Origin of the sequence: Alcaligenes ammonioxydans, assembly GCF_019343455.1 — a bacterium.
Taxonomy (GTDB): domain Bacteria; phylum Pseudomonadota; class Gammaproteobacteria; order Burkholderiales; family Burkholderiaceae_B; genus Alcaligenes; species Alcaligenes ammonioxydans.
This window is the reverse complement of sequence record NZ_CP049362.1, coordinates 3,733,528-3,753,018: the sequence shown is the minus strand read 5'-3', so window position 1 is coordinate 3,753,018 and position 19,491 is coordinate 3,733,528. Positions and strand designations below refer to the sequence as shown.

The following is a 19,491-nucleotide window of genomic DNA, read 5'->3' as shown; positions in this document are numbered from 1 at the left end:
TATTTTTTAGGCAATTTACAAATTCGCTCTAATTTTAAGATCGAAATGAATAAAACGTATGTTTCACGTGGAACAAAAACGTCAAAAACAGCCTTAAATAGGGCTTACAAGGGGTAAACCCCGTCGAATCAGAGCAGAAAAATCTTCTCCGGGCTGTTCAGCCAACGCCCGGGGGTTGATATAACCCAATTGCTGCAATTCCTTGAAAGTATGGCCTGGAGCCAGGGCATTCAAACCATACACATACTGTGCCAGATAGCCCGAAGCCAACACCCGCCAGTCCCATGGCACCCCATCCACAATCTTGGACACCATGTCATAAACAATCGTGGTGCAGTTAGCCGTCAAGGTGTTGTAGAAGCGGGGCGCGGTTTGCAGTTGTCGGCCCTGCTCCACGTAAGACAGGAAAAGTGCCTGCATGGCCGGCTTGGCCAATTCCACACTGTACATGTACACGTCCTCACCTCGAACATTGCTGCGTGTGCGGACAATATCCTGCTCTGTTGCAGCGATCAGGCTCAACTCAAACTCTTTGAAAAATCCGCCTATCGCAGAAAAGGCTTCACCTCGCTCTTTGCGAATCTCTACCGAGAACACCACATGGCGACCATCCTCAAAGCCAAACGACACCAAAGTATGTGCTATGACAGGTCCCATCCAGTAGGAAAGAAACATATCAACCGATTTAAGCGTTTGCAGGTCATAGTCCTGCGTAATCCAGCGCTCATCGAAATCGGTTTCACTGCGCCAATTAAAATCCCGCACATTATGCAAAGTCACCACCGAACCATGGATCTCGCCATAGCTCATTCTGTTTACATCGGTGGCCCACAGTCGCTCATTGCTCGGGACGATACTGCCCCACCAGCCAAGCAATAGCACCAGTCCCAGGCCCTGGGGCACAAAAAAAACGTTCTTGCCGTTGCTCAAGGCATACAGGCTCAGCAAGGCCATCCCCACCCAAACAGACACGAGCATCCAGCGTCCTGCGCCTGCCGGCCATTGAAACAGCAGCGCCAACGCCCCCCAGACAGTCACCATCAAGACCAATAACAGAATCAGTATCTTGATCACCCTCGCCCCCCACCTTTTCATACACACTCCACAAACCACCTGATTTCAAATCACGCTTACCCTGAAAAAAGGGGTAAAAAAAAACCTGTGCCCACTTGAACACAGGTTCTACTCTCAAGAAAACAGGGTTTAGCCCTGATAGCCCATGGCCTGCCCCTGACGAATGACCCCTTGCGGCTGCCAGCTCGGCTCAAAACGATATCCGCTTTCCTTGGGAAACAGCATGACCACAGTGGAACCTAGCAGAAAGCGGCCCATTTCCTGTCCTTTTTCCAGAACAATATTCTGGCCCTCATAATTCCATTCGCGAACCTTGCCGTCACGCGCCGCATTGACAACGCCATGCCAGACCGTAACCATGCTGCCCACCACGGTCGCTCCTACCAGCACCAGTACAAATGGGCCCTGCTCAGAGTCGAAAAAACAAACCACCCGTTCGTTACGAGCAAACAGTCCTGGCACACCACGCGCAGTCGTAGGATTGACCGAGAACAAATCGCCCGGCACATGAATCATGCGCTTGAGCACACCCTGACAAGGCATATGCACCCGATGATAGTCGCTGGGGCTTAGGTACAGCGTCGCAAACAGCCCATCCTGATAACGGGCAGCCTCTTGGGCATCGCCCCCAATCAAGGCTGTCGTCGAGTAGCTATGGCCCTTGGCCTGGAACACTTCCGCGCCCTGGATCACGCCCAGTTGGCTAATGGCTCCATCAACAGGGCTGACCAGTGCCGCATCGGCAATAGGTCGGGCCCCGGGGCGCAACGCTCGGCCAAAGAACTCGTTAAACGTCGCATAGCTGGCTGGATCGGAGTTTTCTGCCTCGCTCATATCGACCTGGTAACGATCAATAAAACGCTTGATGACCCAGGTCGTACGTCCGCCCATGGGCCTGGAGGCCAGGCCGCCCAAAAACTCGGTCAATGCCTGTTTAGGAAGTAGATACTGGGGGAAAACAGCCAAACGGGGATGCATAAAATCAGCTCGCAAACAAATCTTGCCTTGGCCATCAGCCAACGCGTTTATGCCATTCAATGTAGTGGGACCCGAGGCCGCTCTTAAGCCGGAGCGGCGTCCTCATGAAACAGCCTTAGGTCAACAGCAAGTCACAAAACGTAGGCAAAAACAAAACAATACGCACTTGTAGCACAGGTTGCCGCCATACGACATAAAAGAGCGGACAGGCTTGTCCTGTCAAACGTACACGACCCGGTCGCGCCCTTCCTCTTTAGCCTGATACAAGGCACGATCAACACGGCGCAGTGTACGTTCATAATCCGGATGACCATCGTACAAGGCCACGCCGATGCTGGCGGTAATAGCCATGCTCTCCCCATCCACGACCCGAAAGGTCTCAGCATGAATGCGAAGACGCAAATTACGGGCAGCACGCATTGCCCCGTCCGCATCCACGTCCACCAGCACCAGGAGAAACTCCTCGCCGCCGAGACGAAATACATAATCACCAGCTCGGGCACTATTGCTGAGTAATTCAGCAAACTGACGCAAGACACGATCGCCGGCATCATGCCCATGCGTGTCATTGACCCGTTTGAAGTAGTCAATATCAACTGCCAACAACGCGAATCGTGATCCACGTTGCTGGGCATAGCCCACCTCACGGCTCAGTACGACGGGCAGATACTTGCGGCTAAGCAGGCGGGTAAGCACATCCCGCCCCGACTCCAGTTCATTTTGCTGCTCAAACAGACGATCTAGGTGCAAACCAATTGCTCGGGTTCGATCACGCAGCTCATGCAAAAGCAGTACCTGACCCTTCGCATCACCTTTCTCAAAGGCCGGCATCAGCTGTGTATCAATCAAATTCATCAGATCCAGGATCTCTCGGCTCTCTACCGTACCCTGAAATGCATGGGCGCCTTTATGTTTGAACCAGATACCGAAATCCGAGTCCCCGATTCGCGGGGCAGGGGTGACGCCATTGTTGACCGCCATTGCGAACATGAACAGGTTCTCCCAATCCAGCAGGGCAGCCCGCTGTCGACCGCGCTCGGCGGCTACGTTCTGCACAATCGCAAACAAACGGTACGACTCCTCTGCGCGAGACTTGCGCTCACGTGAGTTGGCGTAGGCATGGCTCATCAGCTCCATCGCCAGATCAATAAAGTTCTGTACGTACCGAAAACACTCCCAGGCCTGCTCGGAGCTGATGTCCGAGGACTCAAACAAAAAGCGGGCGTAGCGCCCCTTGAGCAAACGGGCTCCCCGCAATACCAGGTGCACGGGCACCCCGACCCGGGCATGGACCTCCCCCACCTGGTTCTGCAGCTTGACCTGATCTTGCATGTCACTGTGCTCATCTACGGAGAACAGTTGCACCAACCAACTGCGCAAGGAGCGATGCAAACGCAGGTGTACCTGATCGTGCGACAGGTACACCTGCGCGGCAGGGTGCTTGAGCATATGGGTATAAAAGTGGGTCGCAAGCTCGTCCTGGTTATCTTGGGTGATAGTCAGCACGTGAGCGCGAACCGCCGGGGGCACTTTCTGGAGCAAGCCGTGCCAATCCTGAGCGGCTTCTTTGATATTCGGTTGAGACATGAAGTACGGGAAGAGTAGCGAGGCGATACTTAAGGATTAAACAGCCTTGGCGGCAATTGTTACATGAGGGCAGATTTCGCGCTATTTCTTATAGCGGTCTGGGCTCCTGGCCAGCAGGAAAATACCCTTGCCTGGTTCAAGGAAAAAACATACCCCTTAAAGATAAGTGGGTGATTCCGCCGTGCAAGAGGGACGCCACCTGTTCACGCACTCGAGCAATCGCCTGTTTCGCCTTACCTTGACGGCGATCTGCGATTCAAACTCAAGAGTTTGTTGGCCGAAACATCTTGAAAGTTCCCACATGGACAGATTGTCCTATCAAAGTAGAGCGTCGACCAAACGAATTTCCCACTTTCGCCAAAAAGCCACGGTTACTACCCTGGTCCGGATCATGCAATAAAAAACGCCAGGGTTAAGACTGCCAGCTAAGAACAAACACTGATTTTATAATCAGCACTGAATAAATAAACAGATTTATACGGCAAGATAGCCTGTTTCTCGACAACTCATCAGATCGGTCCTCTCGGGTCGGGTTGGGTCGGGTCGGGTCGGGTCGGGTCGGGTCGGGTCGGGTCGGGTCGGGTCGGGTCGGGTCGGGTCGGCAAGTAGTTTCCTGCGCAAAACCCAGCCTTCCAACATTTTTATTTGTACTTCAGAATTTTTGCTAATGAGAACAGGTGCTCTCATTAAAACTTTGAAATTTTGAAAATTAAAAAATAAAAATTCGTTTTCTATAAAAAAATAGAAAACATGAAGACATCTATAAAAATCCTTCTTATTGATTAACAAGAACATTCACTTTCATAACACGGAAAATAAGATTCTTTACCAAAAAGAAGTCGATTAATAAAAATAAAGCTGAAGAAAAATAAAAAAGAAGATACGGATTCAATAAAAAAAGACCGCACAAGAACTTCGGTTTGATTAACAAAACAACAATCTTGTTTTGAACAAAACCAATAACAATCGTGATATATAAACTTATCCACAGAATGGGATTAAAAAGTAATCCACAATCTTATTAACAAATTCGATTAAACCAAAAATGAAAATATCGTTTTCGACAAAATGGTCGGTTAATAAGAAAGTGAATAGTTTGTGGATATTATAAAGGCTTAATCAGTCCCAGAACATGATGCTGTTGATGGGGGTGGTCTCGTTCACCCCAGCACTTCTCGCCAGGGTGGATTCTGCTTAGAAAACCGGTCGAGGACTGAACAAAAAAGCTATATTTAAGGCTGGGACAGGCGTCCGGCCCCTGTGGATAAGCTCCAAGAGGGGCTGCTGTGGACGCGCTGTGGATGAAAGGGGGATAAGTCGCCTGTTTTTCCAGACCCCAAATGTTGTCCAGTTTCGCTCCACCGTCTTCCTCGGGATGGTGCACAGGTAAAAACAGTCGCTAAGTAGATGAAATTAAAGATAAATTTTAGGCTATGCCACTTATCCACAGACACCCATTATCCATTACCAGTTATATATATAGTTATTGTTAAATAAAGAAGCTTTCGCCCATGCCCAACTTTCTTGTACAAACTTTACCTACTGGTTCCTTAGACATCATTGGTGATGTACATGGAGAGTTCCAGGCCCTACTGCAACTGATCGAAAATTTAGGTTATGAGCCTGATGGCTCTCATCCTGAAAACCGTCATTTAATATTCGTTGGAGATTATTGTGACAGAGGGCCAGATAGCCAAGCCGTAATTGATTACCTTAAGTCATTGATTACAAATAAAAAAGCAAAAGGAATTTTAGGTAATCATGAGATCAACCTGCTGATTGATGATGCAAAAGATGGTTCTGGATGGTTTTTTGAAGAACGGTACCGATCAGACTTAAGAAATTACTCTCCATTCAAACGGGTAAAACCTGAAAATAGAGACGAAATTAAAGAATTTCTACGTACATTACCCATTGTTTTGGAGAGAGATGATCTTAGAATCGTGCATGCAGCGTGGAGTAATCCAGCAATTGATACGCTTAGAGCCGTAAAAAGTGACGATTTTCTTGATTATTTCTTTGAATGCGAACATAAAGCGGATAATTATGCAGAAAAAAAAGGAATTCTAGATAAATATCTGCGTGCAAAACAGGATTGGAAAGAAAAAATTGAAGATCCACACGTTTTGATGCCCTTATTGCAGTCCTATATTGACTACGATTTGCTCAAAAATGAGTTCAACCCCATCCGTTTGCTGACCTCCGGAATCGAAGGCCCTGCTAAACAAGCTTTTTTTGCAGGAAATCGATGGCGTTTTTCGGATCGTACCGCCTGGTGGGACAGCTACCTGGACGACGTTCCTGTGGTTTTTGGCCATTACTGGCGTCAGCTGTTTCCTCAGCCAGTTGCGAAAATGTCTAAATATTCCTTATTATTCAAAGACATAGATCCTTTTTCATGGCACGGAGCGAAGAAAAATACGTTTTGCATCGATTACTCCGTAGGGGCACGCTGGCGCGATCGGCATAAAGCCCAGGCGCCTGAAGACTCCGCTTTTCATCTGGCAGCGTTGCGCTGGCCTGAAAAAATCATCATGACCGACACCGGTTTTACTTACCCCACGCGATAAATAAAGCTTTCCGTGCGCTGTTACAATTTTCTTTTCTGTGGATAAGCTCTAGGAAGGTGATTGTGCACAGCGTGTGGATACATAAGGCATAAGTAGGTACTTCTTCGCGCTCTCTAAAAGTTGTTCCTAAACCATCCACTGATAAGCGTCAGATCTATCCCCGTTAAAAAACAGGCTAAGTACTTGTTTTACCACTCTTAAAAGCACTTGTTCGACTTATCAACAGGCTTCCATCCAATCATCTTAATAAAAAATTTAAGTGCTTGTTATATAAGATAAGTTCAGCGGTACCCTGACCAGGCTCTTACCCTTTGCAAGTCAAAAGTTCTCGACTAAGATGCAGTCCATGAACAAAAATCACGATCTCGCTCAAGACTGGCTTATGCATGTTTTGCATACAGAAAACTGAGCCAACAGAGCTGAAAAATATTTTTCAAGCCTGTTGAGGATCGGCTTTGTTGTTGCCTTCTGAGGCTTTACTGCAGTATGAGAAAAGCTCAAGGAAAGGGTGTTGGCAGCAAAAAGACCTGTTCTACCGATAAAAATTGTTTAGCCAAGTATTTGCTTTGGCTTAGGGAGTTGTTGTGCCTGGAGCTTGTACTAGGTCAATCGTGTTTAGACTTTTGACTTATCCACAATTTGTGGGTAAAGCGTCAGTGGCGGTTTGTAACTTGTCACCTGTGTTCGCTTGAGGTCAGTAGGCTGTTTTTTTACACAGTTACGTAGTTGTGAATGTGCTTTCAATATTGAAATAAGTCATTGTTTTATATCCATATTTTTCTTTTTTGTATTTATTGCTCCGGTTTCATTCGTAAAGCTTGGACTCAACACGAAAAAGCGACTGTATAGCTTAATTTGCTTTTTTCTCGGTGAAAGAAAGGCCATAACTGGAGAAAAAATCAGGTTTACCCCCAAAGTTATCAACAGGGGGCTCGTTTGAAGGCTGAGAAGGCTGTTTTACGTTTCTTTATGCATGTGCCACAAAGCGGTGATTTTGTGTTGCGCGCACGAGGTTTTGTGCTTCAAGTGGGGAGGCATGTTTCACAAGGCCTGAGCCGCTCTTCTGCATTTGAAGAGATGAGATTTACTGATGTGTACTTGTCCACAAAAATGGGATAAAAAAAACCGCCTGGCGGCGGTTGGTGGTACGGAATAGTTAACGGAGTGCTAGACCTTCTTTAATCGTTCGATTGCTTGGTCCAGGGTGCTGGGCTGTTTGGCAAAGCAAAAGCGCAGCAAACGATGATTAGCCTGTTCGGAGTGTGGATTCAGGTAAAAGGCAGAGACCGGTATTGCGCCTACACCATAGTGTTGGTTCAAGTATTTGGCAAAATCCAACTCAGGTAGATCTGAAATATTGTCATAGCTGGCCAACAGAAAAAACGTACCTTCGCTGGGCATGGGTTTGAAACGGGTGTGCTGTAAGCCTTGGTGTAAATGGTCGCGTTTTTCCTGGTAGAAAGAGGACAGGCTCTCCCAGGTAGCAGGTTCTTGCATATAAGTCGCTAGACCCGCCTGTAAAGGGCTGGGAACGGTAAAAACTGTGTATTGATGGATTTTTCTAATCTCTGCACTTAGTTTGGCTGGGGCGCAGCAATAGCCAACCTTCCAGCCTGTGGCATGGAAGGTCTTGCCAAAGGAAGAGACGATCACTGCTCGTTCGGCCAGAGAGGGACGGGTCGCCAAGCTTAAATGTTCTCTCTGATCAAAGGTCAGGTGCTCATAAACCTCATCAGACAAAATAATCAAAGGATGCTTTTCTACAATCTGCTCCAGAGCATCCAGATCCTCTGCTCGCAAAATAGTGCAAGTGGGATTGTGTGGAAAGTTGATCACCAACATGCGTGTCTTACTGCTGATTGCAGATTCGACGCGATCCCAATCTACCCGGTAGTAAGGTACAGCTTCACTTGGTGGTGTCATGGGGACGGCGACAGGAATCCCTCCCGCTAGTTCAATGGCAGGGATATAGAGATCGTAGAACGGCTCGATCACAATGACTTCGTCGCCAGGGTGTACGAAAGCCTGGAAACTGGCCATCAATGCTTCGGTGGCACCGCTGGTAACGGTAATCTCTGTCTCTACGTCATAGCGACGGCCATAGCGTGATTGCGTCTTGCTGGCGATAGCGTTGCGTAAAGGCAGGTAACCTGCCATTGCCGGGTATTGGTTAAGACCACCGAGCATGGCCTGGTGGACGGCCTCAATAAGCGCGGGATCAGGATTGAAATCTGGAAAACCTTGTCCCAGATTGATAGCCTTATGTTCCAGAGCCAGCTGACTCATGGTGGTGAAGATAGTGGTGCCCACAGAGGGGAGCTTGGAGGTAATCTGCATGGGTCTACTGATATAAATAATAAGAATGCACCCGCCCTTTAAATTTTCTGGAAAAAGTGGGGTGGCGACGTATCAGACGAATTCCTGAGGAAAATACCATAGATTTCGTATGGTTCCGTTGATCGTGGAGCGGCTTGGTTGAGCTGTTTTTACACATGAATATAGCGTGTGCCTATATAGGCCCTGCTTTTCGCTTATTCACGTTTTTACGGCCTCTTGCAAAGTCCTAGATAACGCTCCTTTTTTCTTGGGATTTTTTTCAGCATCGCCGTGCCCCACGGGTATGACAAGGAGAATAAACCTGTGTACCCGCTTTGTCTGTTTCCCTTTTTGCTTGCTCATAGGACGTTTCACAGTGAGCTGTTGGAGCGGGAGAAAGGGAGTAGCGGTAGTGCCGTTTCGTTCAACGATTGCCGAGATTTTATGGTTGTTTCACGTTGGAAGCACTTAGGAAGACATCAGGCGATATTTCATCTTAGGGTTCTGTTATCCACAATTTTGCCACCTGACAGTCAAGCTTCTATACCCATGAGCTGGAGTAGCTGCTCAGATAGCTACTTTTAAGAGATTTAAGAGTGACAAGCCCGCCTTTTATGGCTTCGCTCCATAGCGTCATCCCCTCGAGGATTGGCTTTGTAGCGTTGCTCCGCGTCTCTTGGTTAAGTCCGACTTGAAAAAACGGCCTCTTTCTCCACAAAGTTATCCACAGTGGTATTTACGCAAAAAAGTGTGTTCCACGTGGAACAGATCCAGATTCCATGTGTTTCACGTGGAACATACCTCGCTGGTAATCGTATAATTGATTTTTATTTTTTAGCTGTTCTGACATGATTTATCCCGAAGAGTTTGACGTTATTGTCATAGGCGGCGGACATGCTGGTACCGAAGCGGCTTTAGCGGCAGCTCGAACCGGCGTGTCTACCTTATTGCTAACCCATAATATGGATACCTTGGGACAGATGTCCTGCAATCCTTCCATCGGCGGGATTGGTAAGGGCCATTTGGTTAAGGAAGTAGATGCATTGGGCGGGGCAATGGCTTTGGCTACCGACCGCGCAGGTATTCAATTTCGCACCCTGAATAGCTCCAAAGGCCCAGCGGTGCGTGCTACTCGTGCACAGGCGGATCGTTCCCTGTACCGCAAGGCTATTCGAAAGGTTCTGCAGAATCAACCCAATTTGATGGTGTTCCAACAGTCGGTCGAGGACCTGATTGTGGAAGGTGATCGGGTGGTCGGTGCCGTGACCAAGATTGGCTTGGAGTTCAAGGCCAAGTCCGTGGTTCTGACGGCAGGTACTTTTTTGAATGGTTTGGTCCATGTGGGCCTGAATAACTATTCTGCCGGTCGGGCAGGGGACCCCCCTTCCATCAGCCTGGCGCATCGCTTGCGGGAACTGCAACTGCCCCAAGGGCGATTGAAGACAGGAACCCCTCCGCGTATTGATGCCAATACCATCGATTTTTCCCGTCTGGAAGTTCAGCCCGGCGATAGTGATCCCATTCCGGTGTTCTCTTATATGGGGGATGTTTCCATGCATCCCCAACAGATGCCGTGCTGGATTACGCATACCAACGAGCGTACTCACGACATTATTCGCTCGGGTCTGGATCGTTCGCCTATGTATAGCGACCAGGGAACGATTGAGGGAATTGGTCCACGCTACTGTCCATCGATCGAAGACAAAATTCATCGCTTTGCGGACAAAAGCAGTCATCAAGTATTTCTGGAGCCCGAAGGGCTGAGCACCACCGAGATTTATCCAAATGGTGTTTCAACTAGCTTGCCATTTGATATTCAGTTAGCTATGGTGCGCAGTCTGCCTGGCTTGGAGAATGCCCGCATCATGCGCCCAGGCTACGCGATTGAGTACGATTATTTCGACCCTCGATCCCTGTATCCCACGTTGGAGACCAAGCAGATTCGTGGCTTGTTCTTTGCCGGTCAGATCAATGGCACGACAGGTTACGAGGAAGCCGCCGCTCAGGGCTTGTTGGCGGGGGTGAACGCGGCCCGTTTAGCCCAGGATAAAGAGCAATGGTACCCTCGTCGTAATGAGGCTTATCTTGGCGTCTTGGTTGACGACCTGATCACTCGCGGTGTCACCGAGCCTTACCGCATGTTCACTTCACGTGCTGAATACCGGTTGAGCTTACGGGAGGATAATGCCGATCAGCGGCTGACCGAAATTGGTCGTGAACTGGGCCTGGTGGATGATGCTCGGTGGGACCATTTCAACCGCAAGCGTGACGCTGTCGCACGTGAAATTGAGCGTTTGAAGGGAACTTGGGTGAACCCTCGCAGTCTGCCTTCTGAGCAAGCCCAAGCACTGTTAGGTAAAAATATCGAACGGGAGTATTCCTTTTTTGATTTGCTCAAGCGGCCTGAAGTGGGCTATGGGAAGTTGATGGCCGTACTGAACGACCAAGGACTACCCGTAGCGGGACCAGGCTTAGAAGATCCAGTTCATATTGAACAGGTGGAGATTCAGGTTAAGTACGCCGGCTATGTAGCGCGCCAGCAGGATGAGGTGACGCGACAGGCAGCCCTGGAAGAGCAGGGTATTCCAGAGGATCTGGATTATGACGATATCAAAGGCTTGTCGATCGAAGTTCGCCAACGGTTGAAGGCGGCTAAGCCATTGACGATTGGACAGGCCGGACGGGTTCAAGGTGTGACTCCCGCCGCGGTTTCATTATTGTTGGTACACCTGAAACGCAAGCAGAAAAGCAAGCAATCGGCATGAGTGATATGTATTCAAAACGTCTGAATCAGGCCCTGGTAGATCTGGGGCTTGATCAGGACCCCGTACTGGTGCGCAAGCTGCTCGACTACATCAAGCAATTGCAGCGCTGGAACCGTACCTATAATCTGACCGCCTTGCGTGACCCAGATCAAATGCTGGTGCAACATATTTTTGATAGCCTGTCGATTGTTCGACCGTTTCAGAATTATCTGGCCAGTAAAAATCTTCCGACTCAGGAAGCGGTTCGGATTGTAGATGTGGGATCGGGGGCCGGCTTGCCGGGGGTGGTTTTGGCTGCCTCATGTTCCACGTGGAACATTACCTGCATTGATGCGGTCGAGAAAAAAATGGCATTTGTCCAGCAAATGGTTGGGGCATTGGGTTTGCCCAATTTATCAGCCATGCATGTACGGGTAGAGCAGCAGGAACCTTTGCAAGCAGATATCGTAGTTTCCCGAGCTTTTTCTTCGCTGCTTGATTTTGTGAATTTGGCAGGTAGGCATGTTCGTCCAGGTGGGCGCATTGCGGCTATGAAGGGTAAAGAACCCGATCTGGAGATAGCTGCCTTGCAATCCGAAAGCAACTGGCAGGTCGAACGAATTGAATCATTAACCGTACCGGAGCTAGAGGCACAGCGTTGTCTAGTGTGGTTGGTGCAGCAAGGATAATCATGAGTAAAAACGACGTAAAAACTCCCCGTGCCTATGTGTTTTGTATTGCAAACCAGAAAGGAGGGGTAGGCAAGACAACCACAGCCATTAACTTGGCCGCTGCACTTGCTGCCTTGAAGAAAAAAGTTTTATTGATCGACCTGGACCCCCAAGGCAATGCCACCATGGGCAGCGGCATTGATAAAAACAGCCTATCGGGTAATTTGTATCAAGTGCTGATTGGCGATGAAAGCATTGCTAATGTAAAGATACATTCAGAAACAGGTGGTTACGATGTCCTGCCTTCCAACAGGGAGCTCTCGGGGGCTGAAATTGACCTGATTCAGATGCAAGAGCGTGAGCAACAGCTCAAACAAGCGCTGGCACAGGTCCTGGACGATTATGATTTTGTGTTGATTGACTGCCCGCCTACCTTGTCGCTGCTGACACTGAATGGTCTGGCCAGCGCGCACGGCGTGATTATCCCCATGCAGTGCGAGTACTTTGCATTGGAAGGGCTGTCGGACCTGGTCAATACAGTCAAGCGGGTCTATCGCAATATCAACCCGGATTTGCAGTTGATTGGTTTGCTGCGAGTGATGTTTGATGGGCGCGTTACCTTGCAGCAGCAGGTGTCCAACCAGATCGAGACACACTTTGGCGATAAGGTGTTCAAGACAGTAGTGCCACGTAATGTGCGTTTGGCGGAAGCGCCAAGTCACGGCATGCCAGGTATTGTTTATGACAAGAATTCCCGGGGCGCCAAGGCCTATATGGATTTTGGCAAAGAGCTGATCAAACGCTTGAAAAAAGAATCCCGCAGCGACAAGGCATAAGGCACATAAGAATCAATAGGAATGTAAGCATGGCTACACGAAAACCCAAAGGTCTAGGTCGAGGCTTGGATGCCTTGCTCGGCGCAGACGCAGGCGCTATCGCAAGCATAGGAAAGAAAGGCGAAGCGGCAGTGAGCGATGGCCCGCCTTCCACGTTGCCGGTCAAGCTGCTCAAGGCCGGGGTGTATCAGCCACGTACCCGCATGGACGAAGGCGCTCTGAATGAGCTGGCCGAATCCATTCGCGCACAAGGCGTGATGCAACCTATTTTGGTGCGTCCTTTATCCGGTAAGGACAAAGGCAAGTACGAGATCATCGCCGGTGAACGCCGTTTTCGGGCCTCCCAGATTGCGGGCTTGGAAGAAGTGCCGGTCCTGGTTCGGGAAGTGGGCGATGAAAACGCCGCTATCATGGCCCTGATCGAGAACATTCAGCGTGAAGACCTTAATCCGCTTGAAGAAGCACAAGGTGTGAAGCGTCTGCTGGATGAGTTCGGGTTGACCCATGAGCAGGCCGCCCAGGCCATTGGTCGATCGCGTTCGACGACCAGCAATCTGTTGCGCCTGATCAACCTGGCCGAACCTGTTCAGATCATGTTGCTGGCAGGGGATATTGACATGGGGCATGCTCGTGCCTTGCTGGCGGTGGATGCGGCACGACAGATCATGCTGGCCAATGAAGTGATCGCTCGACGACTGTCGGTGCGTGAAACCGAGAAGCTGGTCGCGCGCGCCTTGCATGAGGATGATGAGCCGGCCAGCAAGCAGGCGCACAACAAAGCAAGTCGCAGTGGCGATGTTCAGCGGTTTGAAAAGGTGTTGTCGGACCACCTGGGCACAAAAGTGACCCTGAAGGTGGGGGCCAAGGATAAGGGTCAACTGCAAATCGCTTTTCATGGCTGGGAGCATTTGAATGCCTTGCTGGAAAAGCAGGGCTTGTCGTCCTTGTTGGATCAGACTGACGATTAAGTCAGGCCGGGGCAATGTCGCCATATTTAAAAGCCGACTGTAGGTCGGCTTTTTCTTTGCTTTGTATGTCGTTTGCCCCTGTCTTGCCGGATCAATGGCAGCACGCTTTTGTCGGAAAGGGCTATTCAAGGACGATGAGGCTGGAAGGGCCGTGGAACTGCTGACAGACCAGGTGACTTTATCCAATGCCAGGGGCAACTGCTTGCAGAGCGCAGACAGCGCTGAATCCAAAAGCTTGGGCGCAGCGGTAGTTGGAACTAAAAATCTAAAAACAGGCTACAGTATCTTTTGCTTACAAAAAAAAGAGTAAAAATACGAAGAAAATGCGGTGTTTACCCGGATTTCACACCAATTTCCCTTTTTCCAATACGCTCGAAATGAGCCGAAAAGTCACCCTGAAAACGGAGCAAAACCGGAGGAAAAGGGATTTGAATCGCCATTTTTTAAAAAAATTCCGTGAATTATTCAGTTTTCTTGTCAAAAGACTTGACGACATCCTAAAATGTGTCCATAATTCGATTTTCGCTTCGGGTGGGATGTCCGAGTGGTTAAAGGAGGCAGACTGTAAATCTGTTGGCCCTGCGCCTACGTTGGTTCGAATCCAACTCCCACCACCAGCACTTTTCTAAAGTTAGCCAGCAAGGCAACTTTAGGAGAGGGTGAAGAAAAGTCTGCGGGTGTAGCTCAATGGTAGAGCAGAAGCCTTCCAAGCTTAAGACGAGGGTTCGATCCCCTTCACCCGCTCCAGGTTTAAAATCTTTAGCCACGCTCGGCTGAAGTTGAATGCCCATGTGGCTCAGTGGTAGAGCACTCCCTTGGTAAGGGAGAGGTCACGCGTTCGATCCGCGTCATGGGCACCACATCTCTCTTCTCTCTATCGTTCTATCCCTTCAGGAGTCTGCCATGGCTAAAGGCAAGTTTGAACGGACTAAACCGCACGTCAACGTCGGTACTATCGGTCACGTTGACCACGGTAAAACCACTCTGACCGCTGCAATCTGCACGGTTCTGTCCAAGGCATACGGCGGCGAAGCACGCGATTACTCGCAGATCGACAACGCCCCTGAAGAAAAAGCACGTGGTATCACCATCAGCACGTCGCACGTTGAGTACGAAACGCCTAACCGTCACTACGCTCACGTTGACTGCCCCGGCCACGCTGACTACGTCAAGAACATGATTACCGGTGCTGCCCAGATGGACGGCGCTATCTTGGTTTGCTCGGCCGCTGACGGCCCAATGCCCCAGACTCGCGAGCACATCCTGCTGAGCCGTCAGGTTGGCGTTCCTTACATCATCGTGTTCCTGAACAAGGCCGACATGGTTGATGACGAAGAGCTGATCGAACTGGTTGAAATGGAAGTTCGTGAGCTGTTGTCCAAGTACGACTTCCCTGGCGACGACACCCCGATCATCAAGGGTTCGGCCAAACTGGCTCTGGAAGGCGACGAAGGCCCACTGGGCAGCCAAGCTGTTCTGGCTCTGGCCGAAGCGCTGGACACCTACATTCCTACGCCTGAGCGTGCCGTTGACGGTACCTTCTTGATGCCTGTTGAAGACGTGTTCTCGATCTCCGGCCGTGGTACGGTTGTGACCGGTCGTATTGAGCGCGGCATCATCAAAGTCGGCGAAGAAATCGAAATCGTGGGTATCAAAGACACGGTCAAGACCATTTGTACCGGCGTTGAAATGTTCCGCAAACTGCTGGACCAAGGCGAAGCTGGCGATAACGTCGGTCTGTTGCTGCGTGGTACCAAGCGTGAAGACGTGGAACGTGGTCAAGTTCTGGCCAAACCTGGTTCGATCAAGCCACACACGGACTTCGACGCCGAGGTGTACATTTTGTCCAAAGAAGAAGGTGGTCGTCACACGCCTTTCTTCAAGGGCTACCGTCCTCAGTTCTACTTCCGTACAACTGACGTGACCGGCACGATCGAGCTGCCAGAAGACAAGGAAATGGTTCTGCCAGGCGACAACATTTCGATGAAAGTGTCCCTGATCGCTCCTATCGCCATGGAAGAAGGTCTGCGCTTCGCTATTCGCGAAGGCGGCCGTACCGTTGGCGCTGGCGTGGTGGCAAAAATCATCAAGTAAAAAAAGAGTAGTAATTTTGGGCAAAAGAGGTTAATATCCTCTTTTGCCTAAAAGCCAAACATAGCAATTTAACGCGCTATGATTTGTCACGGTATAGGGGTATAGCTCAATTGGCAGAGCGTCGGTCTCCAAAACCGAAGGTTGAGGGTTCGATTCCTTCTGCCCCTGCCACCACAGTCACTCGCCACCATCTCGCGTGGCGTCACTCGTCGGAATATGTCGAATACCAACGTAGAAACCGTTAACCGAGGTTCCGAGCGCATCAAGCTGGGCCTAGCGGTCCTAGTCGTCGCCGCCGGTATTGTTGGCTATTCCGTTCTGGATGGCCAAAATTCACTGGTTCGCGCTGGGGTATTTGTAGCCAGCTTAATCGTTGCCGCATTGATCATCTGGTTTAGCGATACAGGCCGTCGTCTGGTCGCTTTTTCTCGTGATGCCTACACGGAAGTGCGACGCGTCCACTGGCCATCTCGTAAAGAAGCAACGCAAATGACGGGCATCGTCTTTGTGTTTGTTTCCGTTATGGCCATTTTGTTGTGGCTGATTGACAAAGGGCTCGGCTGGATCATTTATGGCCTGTTGCTGGGCTGGAAATAAAGGGCACACATGAGCAAACGCTGGTATGTGGTTCACGTTTATTCCGGCATGGAAAAAAGCGTGCACAAAGCTCTGGTGGAGCGCATTGAACGCGCTGAACTCCAAGAAGCGTTTGGTCGCATTCTGGTTCCATCGGAAGAAGTCGTTGAAGTAAAGAACGGCAAGAAATCAATTACAGAGCGACGTATTTACCCTGGTTACGTCCTGGTCGAGATGGCCTTGACCGACGAAACCTGGCATTTGGTAAAAAGTACGCCGCGAGTCACCGGCTTTTTGGGCGGTTCCGGTAACCGTCCCGCTCCTATCTCCGAGCGCGAAGTGGAAAAAATCCTGTCGCAAATGGAAGAGGGCGTTGAGAAGCCACGGCACAAAGTGCTGTTTGAGGTTGGCGAACTGGTACGCGTCAAGGACGGTCCGTTTGCAGATTTCAACGGTAACGTCGAAGAAGTTAACTACGAGAAAAACAAGGTTCGTGTCACCGTTACCATTTTCGGCCGCGCTACCCCTGTCGAACTCGATTTCGATCAAGTCGAAAAGACCTGATTAACTACAACCCCCGGGAAGCCTGTCGCAGCCTGCGTCAGGCGTCATCACCCGCAAGGAGCTAAGCATGGCGAAGAAAATCGTCGGCTTTATCAAGCTGCAAGTCCCAGCTGGTAAGGCAAACCCATCCCCTCCAATCGGTCCAGCGCTGGGTCAGCGCGGTCTGAACATCATGGAATTCTGCAAGGCGTTCAACGCCCAGACACAGGGTCTGGAACCCGGTCTGCCTATTCCTGTGGTGATCACCGCTTTTGCTGACAAGAGCTTCACGTTCATCATGAAGACTCCTCCAGCAACCATCCTGATCAAAAAGGCTGCTGGCATCAAATCCGGTTCTGCACGTCCTAACGCGGACAAAGTCGGTACGCTGACTCGCGCTCAGGCTGAAGAAATCGCCAAGACCAAACAACCCGACCTGACCGCCGCCGATCTGGACGCCGCTGTGCGTACCATCGCTGGCAGCGCTCGCAGCATGGGCATCAACGTTGAAGGGGTGGTGTAAATCATGGCTAAAGTAAGCAAACGCGCAGCCGCTATTGCTGCCAAGATCGACCGCAACAAGTTCTACCCTGTGGCCGAAGCTCTGGCCCTGGTAAAAGAAACGGCCACTGCCAAGTTTGACGAGTCCATCGATATCGCTGTTCAGCTGGGCATCGATCCCCGTAAGTCCGACCAACTGGTTCGTGGCTCGGTGGTTCTGCCTGCTGGTACCGGCAAGACCGTTCGTGTTGCCGTTTTCGCCCAAGGTGAAAAAGCTGACGCCGCTCGTGAAGCTGGCGCCGACATCGTCGGTCTGGACGACCTGGCCGAACAGATCAAAGCCGGTCAAATGGACTTTGATGTTGTGATCGCCTCGCCCGACACGATGCGTGTTGTGGGTACCCTGGGTCAGGTTCTGGGTCCTCGCGGCCTGATGCCAAACCCCAAAGTGGGTACGGTAACGCCTGACGTTGCTACCGCTGTCAAAAATGCCAAGGCTGGTCAGGTTCAGTACCGTACTGACAAGGCCGGTATCATTCACAGCACCATCGGTCGTGCCTCGTTCAATGTTGAACAGCTGCAGACCAACCTGGTTGCTCTGGTTGATGCCTTGAACAAGGCTCGTCCAGCCGCTGCCAAGGGTGTTTACCTGCGCAAGGTTGCCGTGTCCTCCACCATGGGTGGCGGTGCACGTGTTGAAATTGCATCTCTGACTGCTTAATCCACAGTTAGAAAAAAAGAACTTTGGGCTGTGACCCTGTTTACAGGGTCATTGCTGTCAAAGACCGTTGGAGCAGTCAGGCTGACATAGCTGGCTACTTAATCAGGGCAAATGTCCTATCCAGCGTAGACGGCGCCCGTGGAAGAATTCGTTATAGAACTCGTCCAGGTGCGCCGCATTCGGTTGATGTTGGGAAGCCTTCCCGACATCGTTTGAAGGAGTGTTCAACCGTGAGTCTCAATCGTGAAGAGAAAGCGGTAGTCATCGAAGAAGTCACTGCCGAACTGGCAAAGGCCCAATCGATCATTATCGCCGAGTACCGTGGTCTGGACGTCGCTTCTGCTACCGTATTGCGCAAAAAAGCGCGTGAGTCTGGCGTGTACCTGCGTGTGTTGAAAAACACGCTGGTTCGTCGTTCGCTGACAGGTACCTCGTTTGACGGTATCTCCAGCCAGCTCGTGGGTCCTCTGATGTACGCCATCAGTGAAGATCCTGTGGCTGCGGCGAAAGTCGTTGCAGATTTTGCCAAGACCAATGACAAATTGGTCATCATGGGCGGTGCGCTGCCCAATAGCGTTCTGAGTGCTGATGGTGTTAAGGCTCTGGCCACAATGCCCTCGCGTGACGAATTGCTGGCGAAACTGCTGGGCACCATGCAAGCACCTATCGCTACTTTTGTGCGTACGCTTAACGAAGTTCCCACCAAGTTTGTTCGCGGCCTGGCGGCTGTGCGCGATCAGAAAGAAGCTGCGTAAGCTGTTTTCTTTCAGGAAACTTCGTCGTTGCGAACGACAACCAAACCTGGCATTTACCTAATATCTGGAGTTCTTAAAAATGGCTACTAAAGCTGAAATCCTTGACGCCATCGGCGCAATGTCCGTGCTCGAACTGTCCGAGCTGATCAAAGAAATGGAAGAAAAATTCGGTGTGTCGGCTGCTGCCGCCGCTGTTGCTGTTGCAGCTCCTGCTGCTGGTGGCGCTGCTGCTGCCGCTGAAGAGCAAACCGAATTCACCGTGTTCCTGGCTGACGTTGGCGCAAACAAAGTTAGCGTCATTAAAGTCGTGCGCGAAATCACCGGTCTGGGCCTGAAAGAAGCCAAAGATCTGGTTGACGGTGCTCCTAAGGCTGTTAAAGAAGGCCTGTCCAAAGCTGATGCTGAAGACGCTCAGAAGAAGCTGGAAGAAGCTGGCGCCAAGATCGAGCTCAAGTAAGAGTATCGATAGATGCCCGGGAATGCGTTTCAAGCCTTCCCGGGCTTTTGCGTTTCCAGAAAACCCACGATTTTTAATTAGTATTGTAGAAAGTCGGGTT

The 19,491-nt window shown here is 50.4% G+C and carries 16 protein-coding genes and 4 tRNA genes; 16 read left to right on the top strand and 4 right to left on the bottom strand.

Annotated features, from left to right (window positions below; translation table 11 throughout):
- Positions 1-93 precede the first annotated feature (93 nt).
- The 3 genes from FE795_RS17060 to FE795_RS17050 all read right to left on the bottom strand — a co-directional run bounded on the left by FE795_RS17060 (position 94) and on the right by FE795_RS17050 (position 3,639).
- The gene (locus tag FE795_RS17060) at positions 94-1,074 is read right to left on the bottom strand and encodes an Lnb N-terminal periplasmic domain-containing protein (RefSeq protein WP_003800805.1); all 981 of its coding nucleotides are present in this window, start codon (positions 1,072-1,074) and stop codon (positions 94-96) included.
- 129 nt (positions 1,075-1,203) lie between these two features.
- Positions 1,204-2,052 carry an archaetidylserine decarboxylase gene (asd, locus tag FE795_RS17055; RefSeq protein WP_039943175.1) on the bottom strand — a complete coding sequence of 283 codons (849 nt, stop codon included), beginning with the start codon at positions 2,050-2,052 and terminating at the stop codon, positions 1,204-1,206.
- A 219-nt stretch (positions 2,053-2,271) separates the two neighbouring features.
- Complete coding sequence (locus tag FE795_RS17050) at positions 2,272-3,639, bottom strand: diguanylate cyclase (protein ID WP_219235371.1); 1,368 nt, start codon at positions 3,637-3,639, stop codon at positions 2,272-2,274.
- Positions 3,640-5,150: 1,511 nt separating this feature from the next.
- Between FE795_RS17050 and FE795_RS17045 the strand changes: the two genes are divergently transcribed.
- Positions 5,151-6,209: a metallophosphoesterase gene (locus tag FE795_RS17045; RefSeq protein WP_219235369.1), complete on the top strand. Its 1,059-nt coding sequence runs from the start codon at positions 5,151-5,153 to the stop codon at positions 6,207-6,209.
- A 1,167-nt stretch (positions 6,210-7,376) separates the two neighbouring features.
- On the opposite strand, the gene FE795_RS17040 is transcribed toward FE795_RS17045, so the two are convergent.
- Positions 7,377-8,546 carry a methionine aminotransferase gene (locus FE795_RS17040; protein ID WP_219235367.1) on the bottom strand — a complete coding sequence of 390 codons (1,170 nt, stop codon included), beginning with the start codon at positions 8,544-8,546 and terminating at the stop codon, positions 7,377-7,379.
- An 827-nt stretch (positions 8,547-9,373) separates the two neighbouring features.
- Here FE795_RS17040 and mnmG point away from each other — a divergent pair.
- The 15 genes from mnmG (at position 9,374) to rplL (ending at position 19,391) form a co-directional block, all read left to right on the top strand.
- Positions 9,374-11,290, top strand: coding sequence for a tRNA uridine-5-carboxymethylaminomethyl(34) synthesis enzyme MnmG (gene mnmG / locus FE795_RS17035; protein ID WP_219235366.1), 1,917 nt, complete (start codon positions 9,374-9,376; stop codon positions 11,288-11,290).
- Positions 11,287-11,958: a 16S rRNA (guanine(527)-N(7))-methyltransferase RsmG gene (gene rsmG / locus FE795_RS17030; protein WP_003800816.1), complete on the top strand. Its 672-nt coding sequence runs from the start codon at positions 11,287-11,289 to the stop codon at positions 11,956-11,958. Before mnmG ends, rsmG begins: the two co-directional genes overlap by 4 nt.
- Positions 11,959-11,960: 2 nt before the next feature.
- Positions 11,961-12,776 (top strand): ParA family protein, encoded by an 816-nt coding sequence (locus FE795_RS17025; RefSeq protein ID WP_003800818.1) that lies wholly within the window; start codon positions 11,961-11,963, stop codon positions 12,774-12,776.
- A gap of 29 nt (positions 12,777-12,805) precedes the next feature.
- Complete coding sequence (locus FE795_RS17020) at positions 12,806-13,744, top strand: ParB/RepB/Spo0J family partition protein (RefSeq protein ID WP_003800820.1); 939 nt, start codon at positions 12,806-12,808, stop codon at positions 13,742-13,744.
- A gap of 530 nt (positions 13,745-14,274) precedes the next feature.
- A tRNA-Tyr gene (locus FE795_RS17015) sits at positions 14,275-14,361 on the top strand.
- Positions 14,362-14,417: 56 nt separating this feature from the next.
- Positions 14,418-14,491, top strand: a tRNA-Gly gene (locus FE795_RS17010).
- A gap of 38 nt (positions 14,492-14,529) precedes the next feature.
- Positions 14,530-14,604 (top strand) — tRNA-Thr (locus tag FE795_RS17005).
- A 43-nt stretch (positions 14,605-14,647) separates the two neighbouring features.
- A complete protein-coding gene (tuf, locus tag FE795_RS17000) occupies positions 14,648-15,838 on the top strand; it encodes an elongation factor Tu (RefSeq protein WP_059318443.1) in 1,191 nt (396 codons plus the stop codon).
- Positions 15,839-15,933: 95 nt separating this feature from the next.
- Positions 15,934-16,009, top strand: a tRNA-Trp gene (locus FE795_RS16995).
- 45 nt (positions 16,010-16,054) lie between these two features.
- Positions 16,055-16,435 (top strand): preprotein translocase subunit SecE, encoded by a 381-nt coding sequence (gene secE / locus FE795_RS16990; RefSeq protein WP_003800836.1) that lies wholly within the window; start codon positions 16,055-16,057, stop codon positions 16,433-16,435.
- Between the two features lie 9 nt (positions 16,436-16,444).
- Positions 16,445-16,978 carry a transcription termination/antitermination protein NusG gene (gene nusG / locus FE795_RS16985; RefSeq protein WP_003800839.1) on the top strand — a complete coding sequence of 178 codons (534 nt, stop codon included), beginning with the start codon at positions 16,445-16,447 and terminating at the stop codon, positions 16,976-16,978.
- Positions 16,979-17,045: 67 nt separating this feature from the next.
- Positions 17,046-17,480, top strand: coding sequence for a 50S ribosomal protein L11 (gene rplK, locus FE795_RS16980; protein WP_003800842.1), 435 nt, complete (start codon positions 17,046-17,048; stop codon positions 17,478-17,480).
- Positions 17,481-17,483: 3 nt separating this feature from the next.
- Positions 17,484-18,179, top strand: a complete 696-nt coding sequence (gene rplA / locus FE795_RS16975; protein WP_003800844.1) for a 50S ribosomal protein L1 — start codon at positions 17,484-17,486, stop codon at positions 18,177-18,179.
- 230 nt (positions 18,180-18,409) lie between these two features.
- On the top strand, positions 18,410-18,934 hold the full coding sequence (gene rplJ / locus FE795_RS16970; protein WP_003800845.1) for a 50S ribosomal protein L10: 525 nt from the start codon (positions 18,410-18,412) through the stop codon (positions 18,932-18,934).
- A 79-nt stretch (positions 18,935-19,013) separates the two neighbouring features.
- Complete coding sequence (gene rplL / locus FE795_RS16965; protein WP_003800851.1) at positions 19,014-19,391, top strand: 50S ribosomal protein L7/L12; 378 nt, start codon at positions 19,014-19,016, stop codon at positions 19,389-19,391.
- Positions 19,392-19,491 lie beyond the last annotated feature (100 nt).